This window comes from Affinundibacterium danionis, from assembly GCF_042432465.1.
Lineage (GTDB): Bacteria > Pseudomonadota > Gammaproteobacteria > Burkholderiales > Burkholderiaceae_D > Undibacterium > Undibacterium danionis.
Genome location: NZ_JBHLXJ010000007.1, coordinates 20,508 through 38,850, shown reverse-complemented (window position 1 = coordinate 38,850; position 18,343 = coordinate 20,508). Strand labels below are relative to the sequence as shown.

The following is an 18,343-nucleotide window of genomic DNA, read 5'->3' as shown; positions in this document are numbered from 1 at the left end:
TTCATAGGCTACACGCAAATTGGTACTAGCGCACAACGCAACACCAAACTATTACCTGTCTCAAAATGTTACAGCTGTCACGTTACAGCGCGGACAACTGACAAACATAGTAGCAGGATTGCGCCTCATCGATACCAGCACAGAAGAGAATTTCTACTGTCCTAAAACAATAAGTCTGCGAAAAATCAATAAAAAAGCAAACCATTTTTTTACAAAATTGAGCAAAGAAAACACCCTAGCTAGGAGGTTGCAATGCAGCATAGTGAATCTCCCAAAAAACCAAATACAACTGGCATGGCATTTGCAATCAGTCATGGGAACAAGTCTGGGTTGACCATCGCTGTGACACATCTCAGCTTGCTAATAAGTTTATCGATAAGACAACCACAACTAAACCACCACCCAAGGAGACCAACTTGATTTACTCAGCCCCAGGCACTGCAGGTGCGCTCATTCAATACCAATCTCACTACAACAATTTTATCGGCGGTAAATGGACTGCTCCGGTCAAGGCGCAGTACTTTGATGTAATTACACCCATTAGCGGCAAAGTGTATACACAAGCGGCACGTTCAACTGCGGAAGACATAGAGCTAGCGCTTGATGCAGCGCATGCAGCAGCCGATGCTTGGGGCAAAACCTCTCCGACTGAACGCGCCAATATTTTGAATAAAATTGCCGATCGCATAGAAGCCAATCTCGAATTACTAGCCTACGCAGAGACGGTCGATAATGGCAAAGCCATACGCGAAACCTTGAATGCCGACATCCCACTGACGGTCGATCACTTCCGTTATTTTGCTGGTTGCATTCGCGCCCAAGAAGGTTCTTTGTCCGAACTCGATGAAACCACAGTGGCCTATCATTACCATGAACCTTTAGGCGTAGTTGGGCAAATCATTCCATGGAATTTCCCGATTTTGATGGCGGCATGGAAGCTTGCCCCAGCGCTAGCTGCAGGCAATTGTGTGGTCTTAAAACCCGCTGAATCCACTCCAATTTCGCTATTAATTTTGACTGAACTTATCGCCGACTTACTGCCAGCGGGCGTATTAAATATCGTCAACGGTTATGGTCGCGAAGCAGGTATGCCTTTAGCCAATAGCAAGCGCATCGCAAAAATTGCATTCACTGGTTCCACCTCAACTGGTCGCGTTATTGCGCAAGCGGCAGCGAACAATCTCATTCCCGCTACCTTAGAACTAGGAGGTAAGTCGCCCAATATCTTCTTTGCTGACATCATGGATAAAGATGATGCTTTCCTTGATAAAGCGATAGAAGGCTTGGTCTTGTTTGCATTCAATCAGGGCGAAGTTTGTACCTGCCCATCGCGTGCTTTGATACAAGAAAGTATCTACGATAAATTCATGGAACGTGTCATGCAGCGCGTAGCAGCGATCAAGCATGCTAACCCACTGGACACCGACAGCATGATGGGTGCGCAAGCGTCTAAAGAACAATTGACCAAGATCTTGTCCTATCTTGATCTCGGCAAACAAGAAGGTGCAGAAGTACTAATTGGCGGTGCGCAAGCGCACTTAGGTGGCGATTTGGAAGGTGGCTATTATGTACAGCCGACCATGTTCAAAGGCCATAACAAGATGCGCATCTTCCAAGAAGAAATCTTCGGCCCAGTGTTAGCGATCACCACCTTTAAAGACGAAGCCGAAGCGCTGGAGATTGCCAATGATACCTTGTACGGTTTGGGCGCCGGTGTTTGGAGCCGCAACGGCAATGTCGCCTACCGCATGGGACGCGCCATCAAAGCCGGTCGTGTTTGGACTAATTGCTATCACGCTTACCCTGCTCATGCCGCATTCGGTGGTTACAAAGAGTCCGGCATAGGTCGTGAAAATCACAAAATGATGTTGAATCACTACCAGCAAACTAAAAATCTCTTGGTCAGCTACAGCGAAAATAAATTGGGCTTCTTCTAAGCGAAGGTGTAGCTACGGCTACGATCGTAATCAAAGCCATGGTTTATGATGAGCAAAGAATGGCGCAGTATGGATAGAAATACTGCGCCATTCTTAAATTAATTCATTTCAATTTAGCGCGAGGCATTATGGTAGACCGAGTCATAGCCACTCCTGCGGCTTACGATCTGATTACTCAACTCAAAGCCGAGCACGGCGATATCCTGTTTCATCAATCGGGAGGATGTTGCGACAATAGTGCTGCGAATTGCTATTTACCAAGCGACCTGACTATTGGGCCTTACGATATTAAATTAGGCGAACTGGATGGCGTTCCGTTTTACATCGGCAAGCTGCAATACGATTATTGGAAACATACGCAATTAATTCTCGATGTCATCGAGGGACACGGCGGCACATTTTCATTAGAAGGTGCCAGCGGCAAAGCGTTTCACACGCGTTCTCGCTTATTTACTGAGGAGGAATGGGCTCAGATTGAAGCGCAAGTCCAGCGAGATTTGAATTAGTTTTTGCGTGCAATATCGCTGGCGTTGGCGTTGCCTCAGCTTTTTGATTTCCCAACAAGGAAGCCGCGAGAAAAATATCCGCAGCCTCAACCGTCAAGGGTTTGGCGAACAAATAGCCTTGCAACAGATGACAGCCCAATTTTTTTAATTGTTCAGATTGCTCTTCTGTTTCCACACCTTCAGCCACCACTTCCAAGCCAAGATTTTGCGCGAGGCTAATCGCGGTAGCACAAATTTCCCACGCTTTACCGCCCTTGTCCATGTCCCAGACAAAGCCACGATCCAACTTGAAAGCTTGCACGGGTAACACACGCAGATAAGCTAAAGAAGAATAGCCAGTCCCAAAATCATCAATCGACAAACGCACATCCAATTTACGCAATGCGCCAAGACGTTCAATCGAACGTTCGGGATCTTGCATCAGAACTGATTCGGTAATTTCTAGCTCAATATCACTGCCTGATAATTGATAACGTTGCAAAGCTGCCGATACGGTTTCTTCTAGCTCGGAGACAAGTAATTGTTGGGCTGAGAGATTAATTGCGACTCTAAGTTCGTGATAGCCCATCGCACGCCAACGTGCCAATTGCTCACAGGATTTGTCGATCACCCAAGCACCAATGTGAGCAATGATACCCATGGTTTCTGCCAATTGAATAAAGCGATCTGGCATCACCAAACCATATACTGGATGCTGCCATCGTATCAGGGCTTCCAAGCTAACAGTCTGCCCGCTGGACGCGGATATTTGAGGTTGATAGCAAAGGAAAAATTGATCTTTCTCTAAAGCTTCTTTCAGCGCTCGTTCAAAATCAATTCTTTGTCGTATGTTTTCTTTCAATGAGGGATGGAAGAAACGCAATTTACCCGTGCCATGACTTTTCGCATCATGCAGCGCCAGTTCGGCAGCCGCCAGAATATCGTCCTCCGCTCCGACATTATCAGGGAACACCGCCACACCCGTATTGGACGTGATGCTCAAAAGATTATCTTCGATAAAAAATGGCGATGCCAAAGCGCCCGTTACTTTTTCATAGACTATCGTGACGCAGCGCTCAGTTTTTAAACCGGTCGCTCCCACCACAAACCGACCACTACCCAGTCGAGCAACCAGGTCACTATCCCTGACACTTTGTCGAATTCTTTGCGAGACCTCGATCAATAACTGATCACCTACTTTATAACCACGCGTGCCGTTAACGATACTTAATTGATCAACGTCAAAAATAAAAACGCCTAATTTGGATTCATTCACCCGATTTAATTCCAGCAAATCACGCAGACTAAACAAGGCCCCCGCCCGATTCGGCAAACCAGTTAACACGTCGTTGTTTAAGACATGCTCTATGCGCTGATTAGCGATTTTTCTGCTTTCAATCTCGTGCTGTAATTCACTATAAATCTCCAGCTCTTCAATTCTTCGGTTCGACACATCTTTACCAACTAGTGCCGAAAAAGAAACGGCTAAGAATAGAAAACTAAAGCCTCCCAGATACGGCGCCTTCAATACCCCCGTATCCGATAAGCCAGCAAATATGCCCGACAGCAGCAACAATGACAAAGATGCCCAAATGAGCCTACTCGTTAACTTCTCCCCCAAACGGATAATCCTAAAAGAGAAAATCATGGTGTGAATAATCAAACCCAAGGCGATCAAACGTAAAATTCGAAAAGCTAAAGTTGGCTCTCCCGAAAATATCCACATCTGCTCACCCCAAGGCATGACGGTCGCCACTTCCGGATGTAATTGAACAAAACGATAACCAAAGGGGCTCAAATAGTTAGCCAGCATGATCATACCGGCCACGCCACCCACAATATAAGAAACGCGAAACGAGCTCGACTTCAGCTCTAGTGCCGCGACCAAATACCAAATCAAGGGAATAATGAGAACAGAAAAAAAGTTCACCCACTTATGGGCAAATAAGGCCGCTTGAAAGCTAGTAGCAGAATATTGAATCCCACACGCTAATTGAAATAAAGCAAACAACAAACATAAAGCAGAAAACGTCCAACAGGCTCGGGTATAAGCGCTGCTACGCGCAGTAACCGCGGCCTGAAACGAACCTAAGGCAAACACTCCCACGGATATAAAATACAGCGTTGCAACGGGAGCGTTCATTTCATCCTTATGTTATTCATCAATAGGGCGCTAGGCAAAAAATACCTAGGCATCTCAAGTCCGAAAATCAAATTGTGTTAGTTTGACATGCCAAGTGGTATCTCGAGCCAAGCCATAGCGATTCAGCATAAACCGAGTAACAGCAATACAAATTGGCCGTCACCAAATCACCGGCAATCCACACAATCTCAAGCCAAGCATCACATACAAAATCCGAAAAAGATGCTTTAAAGCATTTAATTATACGTCTATACTTAATTGATAACAACTTGCGCCAGCTAGCAAAGACCGGCCGAACTTGAATAAGTTCCGTCATACCACGATAGAAAGCTTGATAAGAAAACCACTCGTAGTCGATGTTGTTGCTGGAGTGGTCTTATTTGGATGAAGTGCGTAGCACTTTGGCTACTTCAGATGTTTTTGTTGTTTATTTGTTTGGTTTAGATGGGTGTCTTGTGGTGGTTCCAAAACAAGGTTTAGATGGGTGTCTTGTGGTGGTTCCAAAACAAGTGATCTGGTTTCAAGCATGGAATCAGCAACTAAGCGGCTGGCTATTGCGCCATTAGCGCGATCACCAGCCGATCTCACAACACACTTCTATCACTCAATCGGATTGTTTGTACTGTCCGTGCATTGTGACATTTGTACTGCCAATTTTTCTCATAAAACCAGAAAAACCTTAGGCATCGATTTCCTTTTTGCGCAATTTCGCCTATAAATTTACATCAAAATTCTGAAAAAATGCCTTAAAAAGCTTGTCAGTTTGGCCTGTCCGTAGTTACGGACGGGACACCATTAAAACTAAAAGCCTCACCCAAAGCCCAGCAATTTGCTGATGGCTTTGGGTGAGGCTTTTTTGTTTCTTAAAGAAGAAAGAGATCAACGAGAATTAACTTCTTCTCATACGACTAACATATCCATACGGCACCAATAGATGAAACCCATTGCGCCTTACCAATGCTTACGCCTTACGGCCTTATATCTCAAATAAAGTCTGCGCTCATTCTCATCGCAGAGAATGCGATGTATGCATCCGTTGGCTCAGAACTTAATGCTTCCTCACCAGCGAGCCAATCATCTAATTGATTATCAAAGCGCACCACAATATTTTTCAAATTTTGCTTAAGTAAAGCAGGAGTGCACGTTAAAAAATTCTCTCTAGTCCAGTCATCAGAAAGTCCCCATACTTCAGCATAAGGAATTAAAACACGCAATCCTTCTGGCACATCTTCTACAGCAAATGAAACTTTTGACTTAAATGATTCATCTTGACCTAAGAGAAGCTTTATTTCCTCAAAGGTCAGAATGTCATTTTTACGACTCTCGATATTATTCACTTAGCGCTCCCTTCATGCGATCAAACCAATCCCAATATGCTTGTCTCGTATTTGAAGGTACTTTTGCTGTGTAACTAAACAAGACACCCATGTCAGAAAACAACTGCATCATAACAAAAACATCAACAACAAAACCCAAAATACACAAGAAGACACCCATGTTAAAAACAACTACATCATAACAAAAACATCAACAGCAAAACCCAACGTTCTTGTTACTCATCCTTCATCTACCCTAAAAACACTCCCGAAAACAAGAAAATGTTCCCTATAAATCATTAAAACAAAATTTATGGCGAACCAAATCCGTCGCGGCGTCATGCGACTAAGTTAAGTATGTCAATTTGAATTAAATTACCAGCGTTACCGCAAGTCAGATGCCTAGCGTAAGTACTGGCATGCGCACGCCCATCACGCAACGTTGCTTTAGACTGATCGCATAGGCTTTGAGCCGTTCCACTTGTCCAATGGCAGTGCCGCGCGTCATTGCTTGCGTTTGCATAAACGCTTCAAACGTCTTAGAAGTAAAGCCCAAGCGTGCCAATATTGGTGGCGTATCTGATGACATCGCCGCTTTATTGTCAGTGCGCACAATCCGCGCTGTCCAATCGACCAATTCGACGTAGTCCAATAAACTAAACGGCAAGCCTAGTGCAGGATCGGCATTGAGATGATTAGCAAAGGGATGTAACGGAGGCACTACTTCGGGGGCTACTACAGCAGTAGCCTGATCATGGACAAGGGATTTTTCTGCGGCACTCGCTGGCTGTTGAGCAGCAACTTCGCGCAAGCGTTGTTGGATGGCGGTGAAGTCCGCCGCTTCGGGTGTCGCAGCGATACCTGCACGAACAGGGTTGAGATCGACATACGCGCAGCACGCAAGAAGTCCCGCTTCGTCCAAGATAGGCTGGCTTTTAAAACGCCCTTCCCAAAACCGTCCAGTACAACGATCCTCCTCATTCGCTCGTCGTGCAATCGGTTCATTTAAACAGCGCATATACCAAGACAAGTCACACAGTCGATGTCGTAATTGTGTCAATACCATTTGCGCCACCCGTATTTCTGCCTTGATCGTGAGTTCGTCTTTAAGATACTTTTGTACCAGCAAAGGCAAAGAAAATAGCAATCCCCAACGATGCGCGACTTCGGCCTCAGGCCAAGATCGCGCCTGAGCGGCATCCAGATGTAAAACCAGATGGTAATGATTAGACATCACCGCATAAGCACAAATATTGATAGCAAAAGATCGCGACAATTCGGCTAAGCGTTCCGTCACCCATCGCTTGCGATGCGAAAAATTTTGACCAGAAATCGGATCTTCACCCCACAAAAAAGCCCGTCTTACGCAACGACCTATGCAGTGATAGTAAGGTGTAGCATCAAGTGACACATGGTTTTTACGTGCTGTCGGCATCATCTTTTCCTTGGATATGGAATATCGATAGGATAGATGAATTTAATTAAAGTTCAAGTTTTTTTGCTATTTATTTAGATGGGTGTCTTGTGAGTTGCTTGTTTTTGGGATGGATGTCCTGTGAATCTCACTTCAGTAATGAAATCATATCGTTATCCTCAATTTGAATAGCAAAATCCAAAGGAGATTTATTATTTTTGTTTTTATGATTCGCGTTAGCACCATGCTGTACTAATAGCTTTACAGTATCGTAGTTCCCTCTTGCGTTAAACACTGCCGTCCAAAGTACCTCGTTTCCGTAATCGTCACTAATAGAAGCATTAGCATTCCAAGCTATTAATTGAGAAACCACATCATAGAGATTATTTATAGCACAATAATGAAGTGGCGTCTGTCCCTTATTATCTTTTTGGTCAACGTTTATTTTTCGGTTCAACAACATATCTACGAATATTAGCTGTTTATATGCGATTGCCTCATGAAGCATATTTCGACCGAATTCATTTGTCGAATTCACGTCAGTATTATCAATAAGTGATGTGAACAAATCCACATCACCTAAACGAACCGCTTGAAATATTTTTTCAATTGCTTCCATTGCTTCCTTCATATTTATGTCCTCTGTTATTACTGGGCAACTCAGGGCGATATTTTGTCGGATCCCTATATATTTTTAGAAATTCTTCTTTCGTCAATTTTCCATCCATATAGTCCTTATGCAACTTACGATACTCATTGTCGGGTAGGTGGCCCATATCCCATTGACCAGCCCTAGATTTTGTTCTGTCCCATGGTAGCTCATCACCAGTATTGGGATCGTAAACTTTACCGTTCTTTTGCTTTGCAGCCTCATAGGTGGCTTCAACTTGCCCTTTGGCATAAGGTGGTCGATTTAAAGGATTTGAATATGGTTTTTTTGCCCCAAAGGCACTTAAAACAACTCTAGAGTCCGCAACATTCCGAACAATATCCCTCGCGCCATCAAACACAACACCTACACCAAAGTTCGCAATGGCGTCACTGATTACTTTAATGTCTTGACGCTTGCCTTCGTTATCAATCGATTTGACGTCAAACGCGTAATCTTGTATCGCATCACTTAGTTTTTCAGAGGCATAACCACGTACCGCATCAGTCACTTTCTGCATTACAAAAGACATTGCGGTTTTCGGGATTCCCCCAACTGCTAATTTCATCCCCCAAACTGCACCTGTTACATTGTCTTCACCGACTGTTTCGATTAAACCTGCAATCGCTTGATTTGTGTAATTCAGTACATTTGCACCTGAATGAATAAACTTGCTCTTCAATACTTCGATGTCTGGCGCATTAACCATGACATCAGGTAAATTGATTTTCAATACCTTATTTTCACCTGTGGGTTCTGCGACTGGCGAAACAACAATTGGCCTATTTAAGGGATTGTCAGCAGGGTTATTGACTTGCTCTGTGAGTAACGGAGCATTCATGCCAGAGGCCATGATCTGATTCAGCAACGCGCTCTGATCCCTAATCGAGAGATCTTCGAAATTGACGCCATTTTTCTTTTCAAAGGCACCAATTTTTGCAGGAATCGCGAACCCATCTTGTACGCGAGGATCCGTGGCGGCATAGGTTGCCTCCATGACGCCAACACCACTTGCAATTAACTGATCCTGAACGAATCCTACCGGATCCCTTGCGATCGTCTGCCTCGAATCATAACGAGCTTGTTTGAGTTTTTGATCTGCGTCCACACCAGAACTTTGTTCCGCGAGGGACGACCCGAGTGCATTGCCAAACGCATCTACAGCAAGCCCTAATAAAAAAACTTAACCCAACAAAAACTTAAATTAAAACTGAGACTTCGCTGACTTCGCCAAGTTAGCTGCCGCGGCTTCAAATTTTGCGAAACGTTGGTCTAGTTGACGCATCTGAGCGGCCTTATCTGTTGGGCTTAGGAATGAATAGCGGATGCTGTTGTAGACTGTTTTCTTCAAGCTGTCATACGAAGGCGTATAGCGGCTCGCGAATAAAAAATATTCGCGGCTTAAATTGCTACGTGACACGCCGGCATCATCGCTGCTGATCACGAACGGTACGTCATGGCGCATATACATAGCCACTGGATGTTCGTGCTGCTTTAAACCTAAAATAAAATCATTGCTGGTCAGATTGATCTCTACTGGCACATCGCGACGCTTTAGTTCTGCCAATAATTGATCTGGATTTGCCTCATGCATAATATCCACACCGTGACCTATACGTTCTGCGCCGGCGATTTGCAGGGCGCTACGCATATGATGTTGGAGGTGTTCTGGCGGGACGATGCCGAGCACTAATTCACCCGCATGCAAAGACAAACGAACTTTAGGAAATCGTTGTTTTAAAAAGGCGAACATTTGCATGTGCAAGTCATAGTCACGCACCGCCACCAGTGCATGTTCAGCCCCGACAATATTCACACCAACGATCAACGGATTATTTTGGCTCGCGGCAAATGCTGCATACAAACTAGAGAATACCTTGGAAGGTGCGCTATTGCGCGAGACATAGGTTTGAATCCGCAAAGTAAAATCCGCGTCATCAATGCCCGCCGCATCATTAATCGTTTCTTGAACATAATCCGCGATTTTCTTTTGTGCTCCGGCGTCTTTCGCTAAAAAGTCAGCGAATTGTTCAAATGCTTGCGTTTGCGCTTCTTTATATGCTTGCGTTTGTGCTTCTTTATATGCTTGCGTTTGTGCTTCTTTATACGCTTGCGTTTGCGCTTCTTTGCTACTGCTGGATTGAAGTGCATCAATTTTGGCCGACAGCTCGGGATGATCGGTGATCGGTGCGCTCTTCAGCATGGTTTCTAAATATTGCTGATTCTCTGCTTTAGCCTGCTGTTTTAAGATCCGCAAACCAACATTGGTTGAGTATTTTGAAATACCTGAAAAGTATCCGAAGGTATTAAAAAAATGCTGATCTGGCGCGACCTGGGGATGTACATGATTGCTAAAATCAACCACCGACCAAGTTGACATCAGCTCACGATAAAAAAGATTGTCTTTACGAATCGCGTCGGCTTTGAGGCAAGATTTATTCTCGTCAGTCAAAAAAGCTGGGCGTGATTCAATGCGAAATTTTTCTTGTTTTTTGGCGCTATCGCTTTCACGATAAATACAAAATCCTTGTTGCCCTATCCAATCCAGATAGGTTTCCGCATAGACCGAGCCAGTGTAGTGATGATGAATGTCGCCGCCCTTAGGTAACATTGTCATCAGCATGTTTAGTTCGGCCAGACGTGTTTGCGCGCCTGGTGTGCCTGCGATCAACTGCGCGTAATACTGGCGCGTGGTTTGCAGGTTCTTCTTAGTGACAGCATCGGCAGCAGATTTTGCTTCGCTAGCGTAGACATTGGCATAAACAGCGGGCAGTGCGATTGCGCTGACGCACAGTGCGACGATCATCTTTTTCATCTTAGGCTTTCGTTTTTTTGAGTGAATACAAATGTCAGCTTATGGCCAGATTTTTTGTAACAAGGCAGCCAAACGATAGCCCGCAACTTTCAATTGTTTTTGAGTAATCTCAGTGCTGCTGTCTATGTAGTTAGGGGGCAATTGGGTATACCAAGAAGAAAACTCTACACCACGACGACTAGTCACTTTAACTCTCTCCGTCGCCACGATATCGGCGTAGGCAATTTTTGCATAGCCCAAACCTTCATTTGCCCATTGCTCTGGCCAAGTGATGGCATCACCTTCGTTGGCAACAGCGACGGCGGAATTTGCCATCAATTTATCTGTCAGCTCAGCCACTGATCGCGCGCCCAGATTGCGCATCACATTTTCTACTACAGTAACGTCCCAATATAAATGTAAGGGCTTGCCAACGCGTTTAGGTTTATCTGCGTCGCTCGTCCCATTAGCGGCTTTGGCTGCGGCTACATCGCGCTTGTAAGTTTCTTGATCGCGCTGAGTCCAAGTTTTTTGATCTTCTAACAGTAAATTATTACCGCCTTGCAGATCAAATATGGTGACGCCATCCACTTGCTGTTTGCTAGTTGGTGTCACAAATTGGTTATCGCTATTAATGTAGGCAGCGCCTACATGCAAAGGCTGATGAATATCGCCGACCAAATGGACGATCATCAATAAGGCTTGACGTTGGCTGAAACGATGAGGATTGGTGGTCTCATTATCATTGCCCTGCAACACCGCAATCGACTGCTTCAAAATTTGAACAATATCGTGGTCCGTCGTGCCCACGCCACCAGCGACATAAGTTTTATTCAATACCGGCGTGTTGGTGTAGTGATAGGCAGAATGTTGAGGGTTTTGCAAAGTGAACGCGACCATCTCAGGCGTTTGTGGTCCACAGAAACTGCCTTTTGCACAATCGGCCCAAATAGAAAGCGATTGCAGGCTTTCACCCGATTGCAATAAGGCTTGTACTTTTGCACCTGCGTTCGTCCCTTTTAATAGGCGATCCGCAATCGCGCCTACCGTTTTATGGCCTTCGTCACCCGATGCTGCGGCATTGAGCGGGCTTAATGTAACAAGCGCAAAAAATGCGCTGCATAATAATGTCGATATAGTATTTTTTTTCATTTTGAATTGCTTTCAAATTCTGTCGTTGATATCTGATTGGCTCGTTGGCTCACAAATTCTATTGAGCGGTTTACATTAGTTCTGGCGTTTCACCCGACCTGCTGGATTTTCACTGCCGACCGGTGACCCTGCCTGATCGCGTGCTTTAATATAATCCAAAAACACGTCGAGATCTTTAATACCGGTGTCCACTTTATTCATAGCTTGTGAAAATATCGGTAGGCGATCACCACCACCCGCAATGAAATTATTGGCAGCGATACGATACTCCTTTTGATCATCCAACGCGACTCCGTGCAATTTCACGCTCTCCGGCAAGACGCGTTGACCACGTGGGCGATTTCTATCCCAGATATAACTAAACCCATCCGACACTTGCAGCACATTTCTACCATCGGGAGACTCTTCGTCCAACCACATTTGTTGCTCAAGCAAAGTTCTGATTTGCGCTCCCGTCATACTCATTAAGACCAAGGTATTACCGAACGGAAGTACGGTAGAAATTTGCCCATAAGTGCTGATATTTTTCGAGCTCGTTTCTAAATTTGCGCGTATGCCTTTATTGTTCATAAAAACGATTTGCACGCCCATACTTTTTACGGCCGCCAACTGAGCATCTGCAACGACATTTCCCAAAGGCGATTCTCCTGCCTCATTCATTTTGCGACTCAATACCGGTACCGCTAAACGTGCCACAGGCTGGGTAATAATCGCATGACTACCTTCCTTCGCCTTATTCATCAAACTAGTCAAGGCTTCGGGTACCGCAGCGCTAGGTGTTTCCATCACGATATTGCGTGCTTCGATATTCGTTACTTGATGACTACTGCCATCAAGCGTCAAGGCGATGCGAGTCAATAGATGTCCATACATCTGCGCCTGTGTGACTGTTCTATCACCCACTTTACAAATAAACCCGGTATGACTATGACCACTCACGATCAGTTTAATCGCAGGATCGAGACGATTGACGATATCAACAATCGGCCCCTTCAACTGCGAGCACGCGGGCTGATCGAAGGCTTCAGTAGTGGTACCACCTTCATGAATTAAGACCACGAAGACTTTCACGCCCTGCGCTTTTAATGCGGGAATGGTGCGATTAATCGCTTCAGCTTCGTCAATGAAATTAAGGTCTTTCACATTATCACTGGCGACCATCATAGGCGTATCGCGCAAGACCGCGCCGATAAAACCTATCTTCACTCCTTTCACCTGCTCGATATGGTAGGCAGGAAACATCGGCATATTAGTTTGTTTGTCGATCACGTTGGCGGCAATGTAAGAAAATTGTGCGCCAGCGTAATGTCCAAACAATTTACATGCTTTATCTGGCCGTGGAGAATCGCATCCTCCATGAATCTGACGTTTTAATTCTTTCAAGCCCGCATCAAATTCATGATTACCGAGCGCGCTCACCCGTAAGCCCATTTGACTTAAGGCATCAAGCGTGGGCTCGTCCGCAAACAAAGATGAAATGCCAGGACTAGCGCCGATTAAATCACCACCACCGACAAACAACATATCCTTGTCTTCTTTGCGCCATGCTTGCAAATTGGCACCCAAGACCTCTATCCCGCCGCCAACAAGCGTCTTTGGCGCGCTATCTTTAGCTCGGGTAACAGTAAACTTCTCTTTATCGATATGTCCGTGAAAATCATTAATGGCCACCATATTGACGACTATAGGTTGAACCTGTGGCGTGGCACAGGCCAACAATCCCAGAGAGAGGCTGAGGCTGATGGCAGTTCGGGTAAAACGGGACCAAGAGGAAGGAGAGAGGTGCATAATTTTAAGCATTACAGGTGATCGTATTTGTTGTTCATAGACATTAGAAAAATCTACGAAAATTTGTAAACTAACAGCGCTAATTATCAAAGGTAGCCAACAATCGCGCATCTATAACTAATTAAAAATTTAAATTAGTTATAGCAAATAAAAAAACGGTCAGTGTTGCCACCAACCGTTTTCATAACTCACACTAGCAATTAGAACTCATAGCGTAAGGTAGCTTGAACTGCCCATTGAGACTCGCCTTTAACTTGACGAGTATCGTAGCCCTCAACTGTTGAGCGAACGTTATACACATATTTACCTTGTGGATCTAAACCAGCGAAATCGACAAAACTACGCGCTTGTCCACCACCGCTTTGGAAACCAACTTCGTTAATGCGTCCCCATTTTTTATTTAACAAATTGCCAACGTTAAACAAATCTAAAATAAAAACAGCTTTGTTTTGCTTGTAAAGTCCAGGCAACTCTTGTGTGAAACGCATATCGATGCTGTTTGTCCATGGTGCGAAACTCGCATTACGCTTAACCACTCCACCAGCAGCGTTCATCAAATCTGAATCTTGCTTCACGACTTCCCAGAAACGTGTTTCATTTGTCTTATCCGTCGCTGTATCACCACGGAACACAACTTCACCAGAACCAAAGGCTTTTGGTATGTACATTAAGTCGTTACCAGCAACACCATCACCATTTAAATCATTATTAAATGTCCAGCTATATGGCTTACCACTGCGGCCTTCATAGAATACGCCAAAAGTGCTTTTCAGGTTAGCAAAGAACGCCTTTTGGAAAGTCATACTAAAGTTGATTCGGTCTTTCACTAAGTAGGCCGAGTTCGAAGCAATTTTCTCATTCGGATTCAAAATCGAACGCGCTGCCCAGTTAGAGTTTGCGACAGAGGATGTCAAACCACTAACTTCAGTAGCTTCGGTGTACGTGTAAGCAGCATTCCAACCAAAGCCGCTTGAAATTGGCTTGAAGAGTGACAACGTCACCAAATTACCGCCACCTTCACTTGTTTTTGCCGCCAATAAAACGTTATTGTAATTAGGATTACTCAATGCCTTCGCACGGAAACCACTACAAGCCCCTGTAGTCACAGTGCCACCTGTTGCAGTCCAGCATGCTGGATTGTAGCCTTGTGGGGTATAGAACAACTGGCGACCATCAGTACCTATTTGAGTTGCAGTACCCAAATTCAAATGTTCATAATAGATCGCTTGCTTGTTACGGGTGTTTAAATATTCCGCACCAAATATCAGTCCAAACCATGGTAATTGATGGTCAAATGCCAAATTGCCCTTCCATACCGCTGGTTGACCTAAACCTGGCTGTAAGAAATCCACGTTAGCAGCGGGCGTTACGCCAGCAAAATTAGTTGGTTGCTTAGTTGGATCCATACTAAACGTACCATCTACAGTTGGACATGCCGCGAAACCTGACGTACCGCAGCCAATCACCCTTGTCGCAACACCAGTATTAGAAAATGGATTTGCTAACCAGACATTGGCGGCCGCACCTTGGAATAAACCTAGACCACCACGAACTTGTGTCAAGCGCTCACTGTCGACAGAGTAATTGAAACCAAAACGAGGTTGATATAAATTTTGACCATCGATAGTCTGTGTATTGTCTAATCCAAATCCGCCGGATTGACGAACCCCTGTCGCCGCGACACCAGCAATCATAGGGGCAGCTGCTGCCGCATTCGCATATGGTCGCTCATTGATGGTTGGTGCGTCTAAGCGAACACCAAACATCACTGACAGATTCCGGTTCACCTTCCATGTATCTTGAATGAATGCGCCTGCATTCTTCAGAGTAAATTTTGCAATCGCATCATTTAGAGTGCCTCCAGCAACTGGCACTTGAACTAAGTAACTGTTAGGACGACCTCGACTGAAGTTTTCCAACACTGCTGCTTCAACTTGTGCTGCGGTCGCAGTACTACAGTTGATGGCACCAAAACTGTAGTAGGTCGTACTAGTGCTGCTTGTGCAATTAAAGTTGTAGGTGCCATTCACGTTTTGTAAAAACGCGTTATAAACTTGATTGTTGCTGTAATCGCCACCAAACTTTACTTCATGGTCGCCCAGAATCCAGTTTGCACCTAAGTATATATCCGCAGTTTTAGTTCGCAAGACATTGTTTTGACGACTAGCTTCTGTACCGAAGTTTAAGAATCGTGATCCTGTCCCTATCGTACTTGGTGTACCTACTGGCAAATTACCCGCAAAATTCAGCCCGATCGAAGGCAAATTCGCATTATTTTTGGGGATACTGTCAGTATCGCGTGAAGAAATTTTAATTTCAGTTGAGAATTGTGGCGTCCAATCTGAGAATACTTGCCCAACCAGGAAGTCAACTGTCTTATTCTGACTCCACCAATAAGAACTTAATGACAAGCCCGTCGCAGAAAATCCTGCAAATGTTGGTTCTTTTTGCTCGGTTTTTGAATAGCGGAAATTAGCTCGGTGATCATCATTGATGTTCCAGTCAATCTTAATCAACGCATCTTTCACCACCAATTCAGTACCTTGCGGAATATCGACAGAACCAATATCTGCGCCGTATTTATTTTTTGCTACCGCTTGAGCACCAGAAATAGCAGAGGTCGTAATACCGACATTAGTCTGAGCACTGCCTAACGGACCAAAAGATGGCGCCGTTCGCGTACTGTTCAATTGTTCAAGACTGGCGAAGAAAAATAATTTATCTTGGACAATAGGCCCACCGAAGGTGATACCTTTAGTTTGTTCTTTAAAACTTGGCGCGTCCGTGTATGTGTCGCTACTAGCGTTATATCGCTGACCAACTAAATTGGTATCGCGAAAAACGTAATAAACACTACCTTTAAAGTTATTGGTACCGGATTTGGTAACTGCATTGATATTGGCACCGGTATAACCCTTTTGTGTAACGTCGTAATTGGAGACGTTAATTTGCACGGATTGAACTGCGTCAATCGAAATAGGTTGTTTTGCAGTCGGCAAACCATTCGCTTCAAGTCCAAACGTATCACTAATACTAACACCATCGATAGTGATCGAGTTATAACGAGAATTCTGACCTCCCGCTGAAATTTCACCACGCTCTTTATCTGTTTGAGAAATACGTGGATCCGTGCGCGCATAATCTGCTAAGTTGCGCTGAATCGAACCTAAAGCAGCCAACTCTCTGGCACCGATATTCGTACCTGTGCCCATCGTACTTTTATTAAATTTCTCGGATTTACCATTGCTACCGCTAATTTGGACAACTTGTACATCACTGCCAATAACAGCATCAATGTTCGATGTTTCTGCCAATTGAATGAACACATTTTCACGCTTTTCGGTAATTCCGTCTTGTGTGATCGTAATCGTGTAAGGACCACCAACACGTAAACCACGAGTCAAGTAACGGCCTTGAGCATCGGTAACTGTATTGCTAACCGAACCGGATTCAGTATGGACAATCGTCACTTTAGCGCCAACTACAGGTTTACCGGCGCTGCTAGTCACTACACCACCAATACCTGAGGTCGTGTTTTGCGCCATTGCAGGTACGGTCGATAGTGCGATTGCCAGACTGAGGGCAAGTTTCGTTAGACGAAACTTTTGTTGCTTGTTCATAGATAGTACTCCCAAGAAAATAAACAGTTTTATATAAGAAAAAAGAAACTTGTTACCGCGAATAAGGATTTTTTTTGTGCCAAAAAAACTTCTATTTGATCGCATTTTTACTTCAAGACTATGACAGAGTCACCTTTCTTTTAGAGGATTCCCTCCAATACAACAAGAATGTAGTTTTCTAGGCATTTAAATTTAATTTTTAGAATGCAATTCTTGCAAACGCTCTGTCAAATAGGAACCTGCAGTATGGCGCGCTGATAAGACCACATCCGGACGGGGATGCAAGAATAAGGGTAACGACACGCGCGATTTTTTCGCTTCTTCACCCGTCGGATTGAGCACTCGATGGATGGTGGATGGATAGTAGCCATCCGATGCTTCTTGCAGCATGTCACCAATATTTACGATTAACATACCGAAGTCACAAGGTACATCGTGCCATGCGCCATCCTTGCCTACCACTTGCAAACCCGCCGCAGTCGCCGCAGGCAAAATCGTCAGCAAATTAATGTCGCCATGCGCTGCTGCACGTACCGCTCCCGGCTCTTCATCACCCTGCAAAGGTGGGTAATGCAGCACGCGCAATAAGGTTTGTTCGCTGCCTGTGATCATTTGTGACAAAGGCATGGAATACTTTGCTTTAACATCGGCTGGCGTGTATTGCTCTACCCATTGCAGCAGCGTCGCAGCGAGGTTGGCACCTTCGCTGTAATACTGACGCGCAGCATCGGACACTTCCGCTGGGTAACGTCCCCAAGGATAGATGTGATAAAACTCTTTCAGATCACGTTTGGTATTTCCCTTGGCGGTTTCTGAAACCGAAGGCGAAAAATAGCCATCATACTTTTGCGGGTCAAATGCGTAATGGTGTTTGGCTTCACTTTGAAAAAAACCATACCACTCGGCATAAACTGTATTCAATAATTGCTGCGACAAAGGATGATTGGTGAGCACACCAAAGCCCGTGTTATGCAGGCTTTCTGCAAAATCTTTTGCTGCTGTCGGACTGGTAAAATCAACAGGCGTAATAAACATGGCAACCCCC

At 44.8% G+C, this 18,343-nt stretch carries 13 protein-coding genes; 3 read left to right on the top strand and 10 right to left on the bottom strand.

Annotated features, from left to right (window positions below; all coding sequences use genetic code 11):
• Window positions 1–416: 416 nt before the first annotated feature.
• Together exaC and ACFFJH_RS05930 are read left to right on the top strand one after the other, a co-directional pair.
• Window positions 417–1,937 (top strand): acetaldehyde dehydrogenase ExaC, encoded by a 1,521-nt coding sequence (gene exaC / locus ACFFJH_RS05935; RefSeq protein ID WP_390210885.1) that lies wholly within the window; start codon window positions 417–419, stop codon window positions 1,935–1,937.
• Between the two features lie 128 nt (window positions 1,938–2,065).
• The gene (locus ACFFJH_RS05930; protein ID WP_390210883.1) at window positions 2,066–2,443 is read left to right on the top strand and encodes a DUF779 domain-containing protein; all 378 of its coding nucleotides are present in this window, start codon (window positions 2,066–2,068) and stop codon (window positions 2,441–2,443) included.
• Here ACFFJH_RS05930 and ACFFJH_RS05925 read toward each other — a convergent pair.
• Window positions 2,388–4,565, bottom strand: a complete 2,178-nt coding sequence (locus ACFFJH_RS05925; RefSeq protein ID WP_390210881.1) for a putative bifunctional diguanylate cyclase/phosphodiesterase — start codon at window positions 4,563–4,565, stop codon at window positions 2,388–2,390. The genes ACFFJH_RS05930 and ACFFJH_RS05925 overlap by 56 nt on opposite strands.
• A 380-nt stretch (window positions 4,566–4,945) precedes the next feature.
• On the opposite strand from ACFFJH_RS05925, the gene ACFFJH_RS05920 reads away from it, so the two are divergent.
• Window positions 4,946–5,131, top strand: coding sequence for a hypothetical protein (locus tag ACFFJH_RS05920; protein ID WP_390210878.1), 186 nt, complete (start codon window positions 4,946–4,948; stop codon window positions 5,129–5,131).
• A 417-nt stretch (window positions 5,132–5,548) separates the two neighbouring features.
• Here the strand turns inward: ACFFJH_RS05920 and ACFFJH_RS05915 are convergent, their stop codons facing one another.
• The 9 genes from ACFFJH_RS05915 to ACFFJH_RS05875 form a co-directional block, all read right to left on the bottom strand.
• A complete protein-coding gene (locus tag ACFFJH_RS05915) occupies window positions 5,549–5,902 on the bottom strand; it encodes a hypothetical protein (protein ID WP_390210876.1) in 354 nt (117 codons plus the stop codon).
• A 373-nt stretch (window positions 5,903–6,275) separates the two neighbouring features.
• Window positions 6,276–7,319 (bottom strand): transposase, encoded by a 1,044-nt coding sequence (locus ACFFJH_RS05910; protein ID WP_390210874.1) that lies wholly within the window; start codon window positions 7,317–7,319, stop codon window positions 6,276–6,278.
• Window positions 7,320–7,443: 124 nt separating this feature from the next.
• The gene (locus tag ACFFJH_RS05905) at window positions 7,444–7,926 is read right to left on the bottom strand and encodes an ankyrin repeat domain-containing protein (protein WP_390210872.1); all 483 of its coding nucleotides are present in this window, start codon (window positions 7,924–7,926) and stop codon (window positions 7,444–7,446) included.
• Window positions 7,901–9,052, bottom strand: coding sequence for an HNH/ENDO VII family nuclease (locus ACFFJH_RS05900; protein WP_390210869.1), 1,152 nt, complete (start codon window positions 9,050–9,052; stop codon window positions 7,901–7,903). Before ACFFJH_RS05900 ends, ACFFJH_RS05905 begins: the two co-directional genes overlap by 26 nt.
• A gap of 96 nt (window positions 9,053–9,148) precedes the next feature.
• On the bottom strand, window positions 9,149–10,759 hold the full coding sequence (locus ACFFJH_RS05895; protein ID WP_390210867.1) for an adenosine deaminase: 1,611 nt from the start codon (window positions 10,757–10,759) through the stop codon (window positions 9,149–9,151).
• 39 nt (window positions 10,760–10,798) lie between these two features.
• Window positions 10,799–11,890, bottom strand: coding sequence for a S1/P1 nuclease (locus ACFFJH_RS05890; RefSeq protein ID WP_390210865.1), 1,092 nt, complete (start codon window positions 11,888–11,890; stop codon window positions 10,799–10,801).
• Between the two features lie 75 nt (window positions 11,891–11,965).
• Entirely contained in the window at window positions 11,966–13,678 is a 1,713-nt protein-coding gene (locus tag ACFFJH_RS05885; protein WP_390210863.1) for a bifunctional metallophosphatase/5'-nucleotidase, read from the bottom strand.
• 200 nt (window positions 13,679–13,878) lie between these two features.
• Window positions 13,879–17,298, bottom strand: coding sequence for a TonB-dependent receptor (locus ACFFJH_RS05880; protein WP_390210861.1), 3,420 nt, complete (start codon window positions 17,296–17,298; stop codon window positions 13,879–13,881).
• A gap of 192 nt (window positions 17,299–17,490) precedes the next feature.
• Window positions 17,491–18,333, bottom strand: coding sequence for an isopenicillin N synthase family dioxygenase (locus ACFFJH_RS05875; RefSeq protein ID WP_390210859.1), 843 nt, complete (start codon window positions 18,331–18,333; stop codon window positions 17,491–17,493).
• Window positions 18,334–18,343: the final 10 nt, after the last annotated feature.

Coding starts and splice junctions, on each gene's coding strand:
- ACFFJH_RS05930 (WP_390210883.1), top strand. CDS start 2,066: ATGGTAGACCGAGTCATAGCCACTCCTGCGGCTTACGATCTGATTACT.
- ACFFJH_RS05925 (WP_390210881.1), bottom strand. CDS start 4,565: ATGAACGCTCCCGTTGCAACGCTGTATTTTATATCCGTGGGAGTGTTT.
- ACFFJH_RS05910 (WP_390210874.1), bottom strand. CDS start 7,319: ATGATGCCGACAGCACGTAAAAACCATGTGTCACTTGATGCTACACCT.
- ACFFJH_RS05905 (WP_390210872.1), bottom strand. CDS start 7,926: ATGAAGGAAGCAATGGAAGCAATTGAAAAAATATTTCAAGCGGTTCGT.
- ACFFJH_RS05895 (WP_390210867.1), bottom strand. CDS start 10,759: ATGAAAAAGATGATCGTCGCACTGTGCGTCAGCGCAATCGCACTGCCC.
- ACFFJH_RS05890 (WP_390210865.1), bottom strand. CDS start 11,890: ATGAAAAAAAATACTATATCGACATTATTATGCAGCGCATTTTTTGCG.
- ACFFJH_RS05885 (WP_390210863.1), bottom strand. CDS start 13,678: ATGCACCTCTCTCCTTCCTCTTGGTCCCGTTTTACCCGAACTGCCATC.
- ACFFJH_RS05880 (WP_390210861.1), bottom strand. CDS start 17,298: ATGAACAAGCAACAAAAGTTTCGTCTAACGAAACTTGCCCTCAGTCTG.
- ACFFJH_RS05875 (WP_390210859.1), bottom strand. CDS start 18,333: ATGTTTATTACGCCTGTTGATTTTACCAGTCCGACAGCAGCAAAAGAT.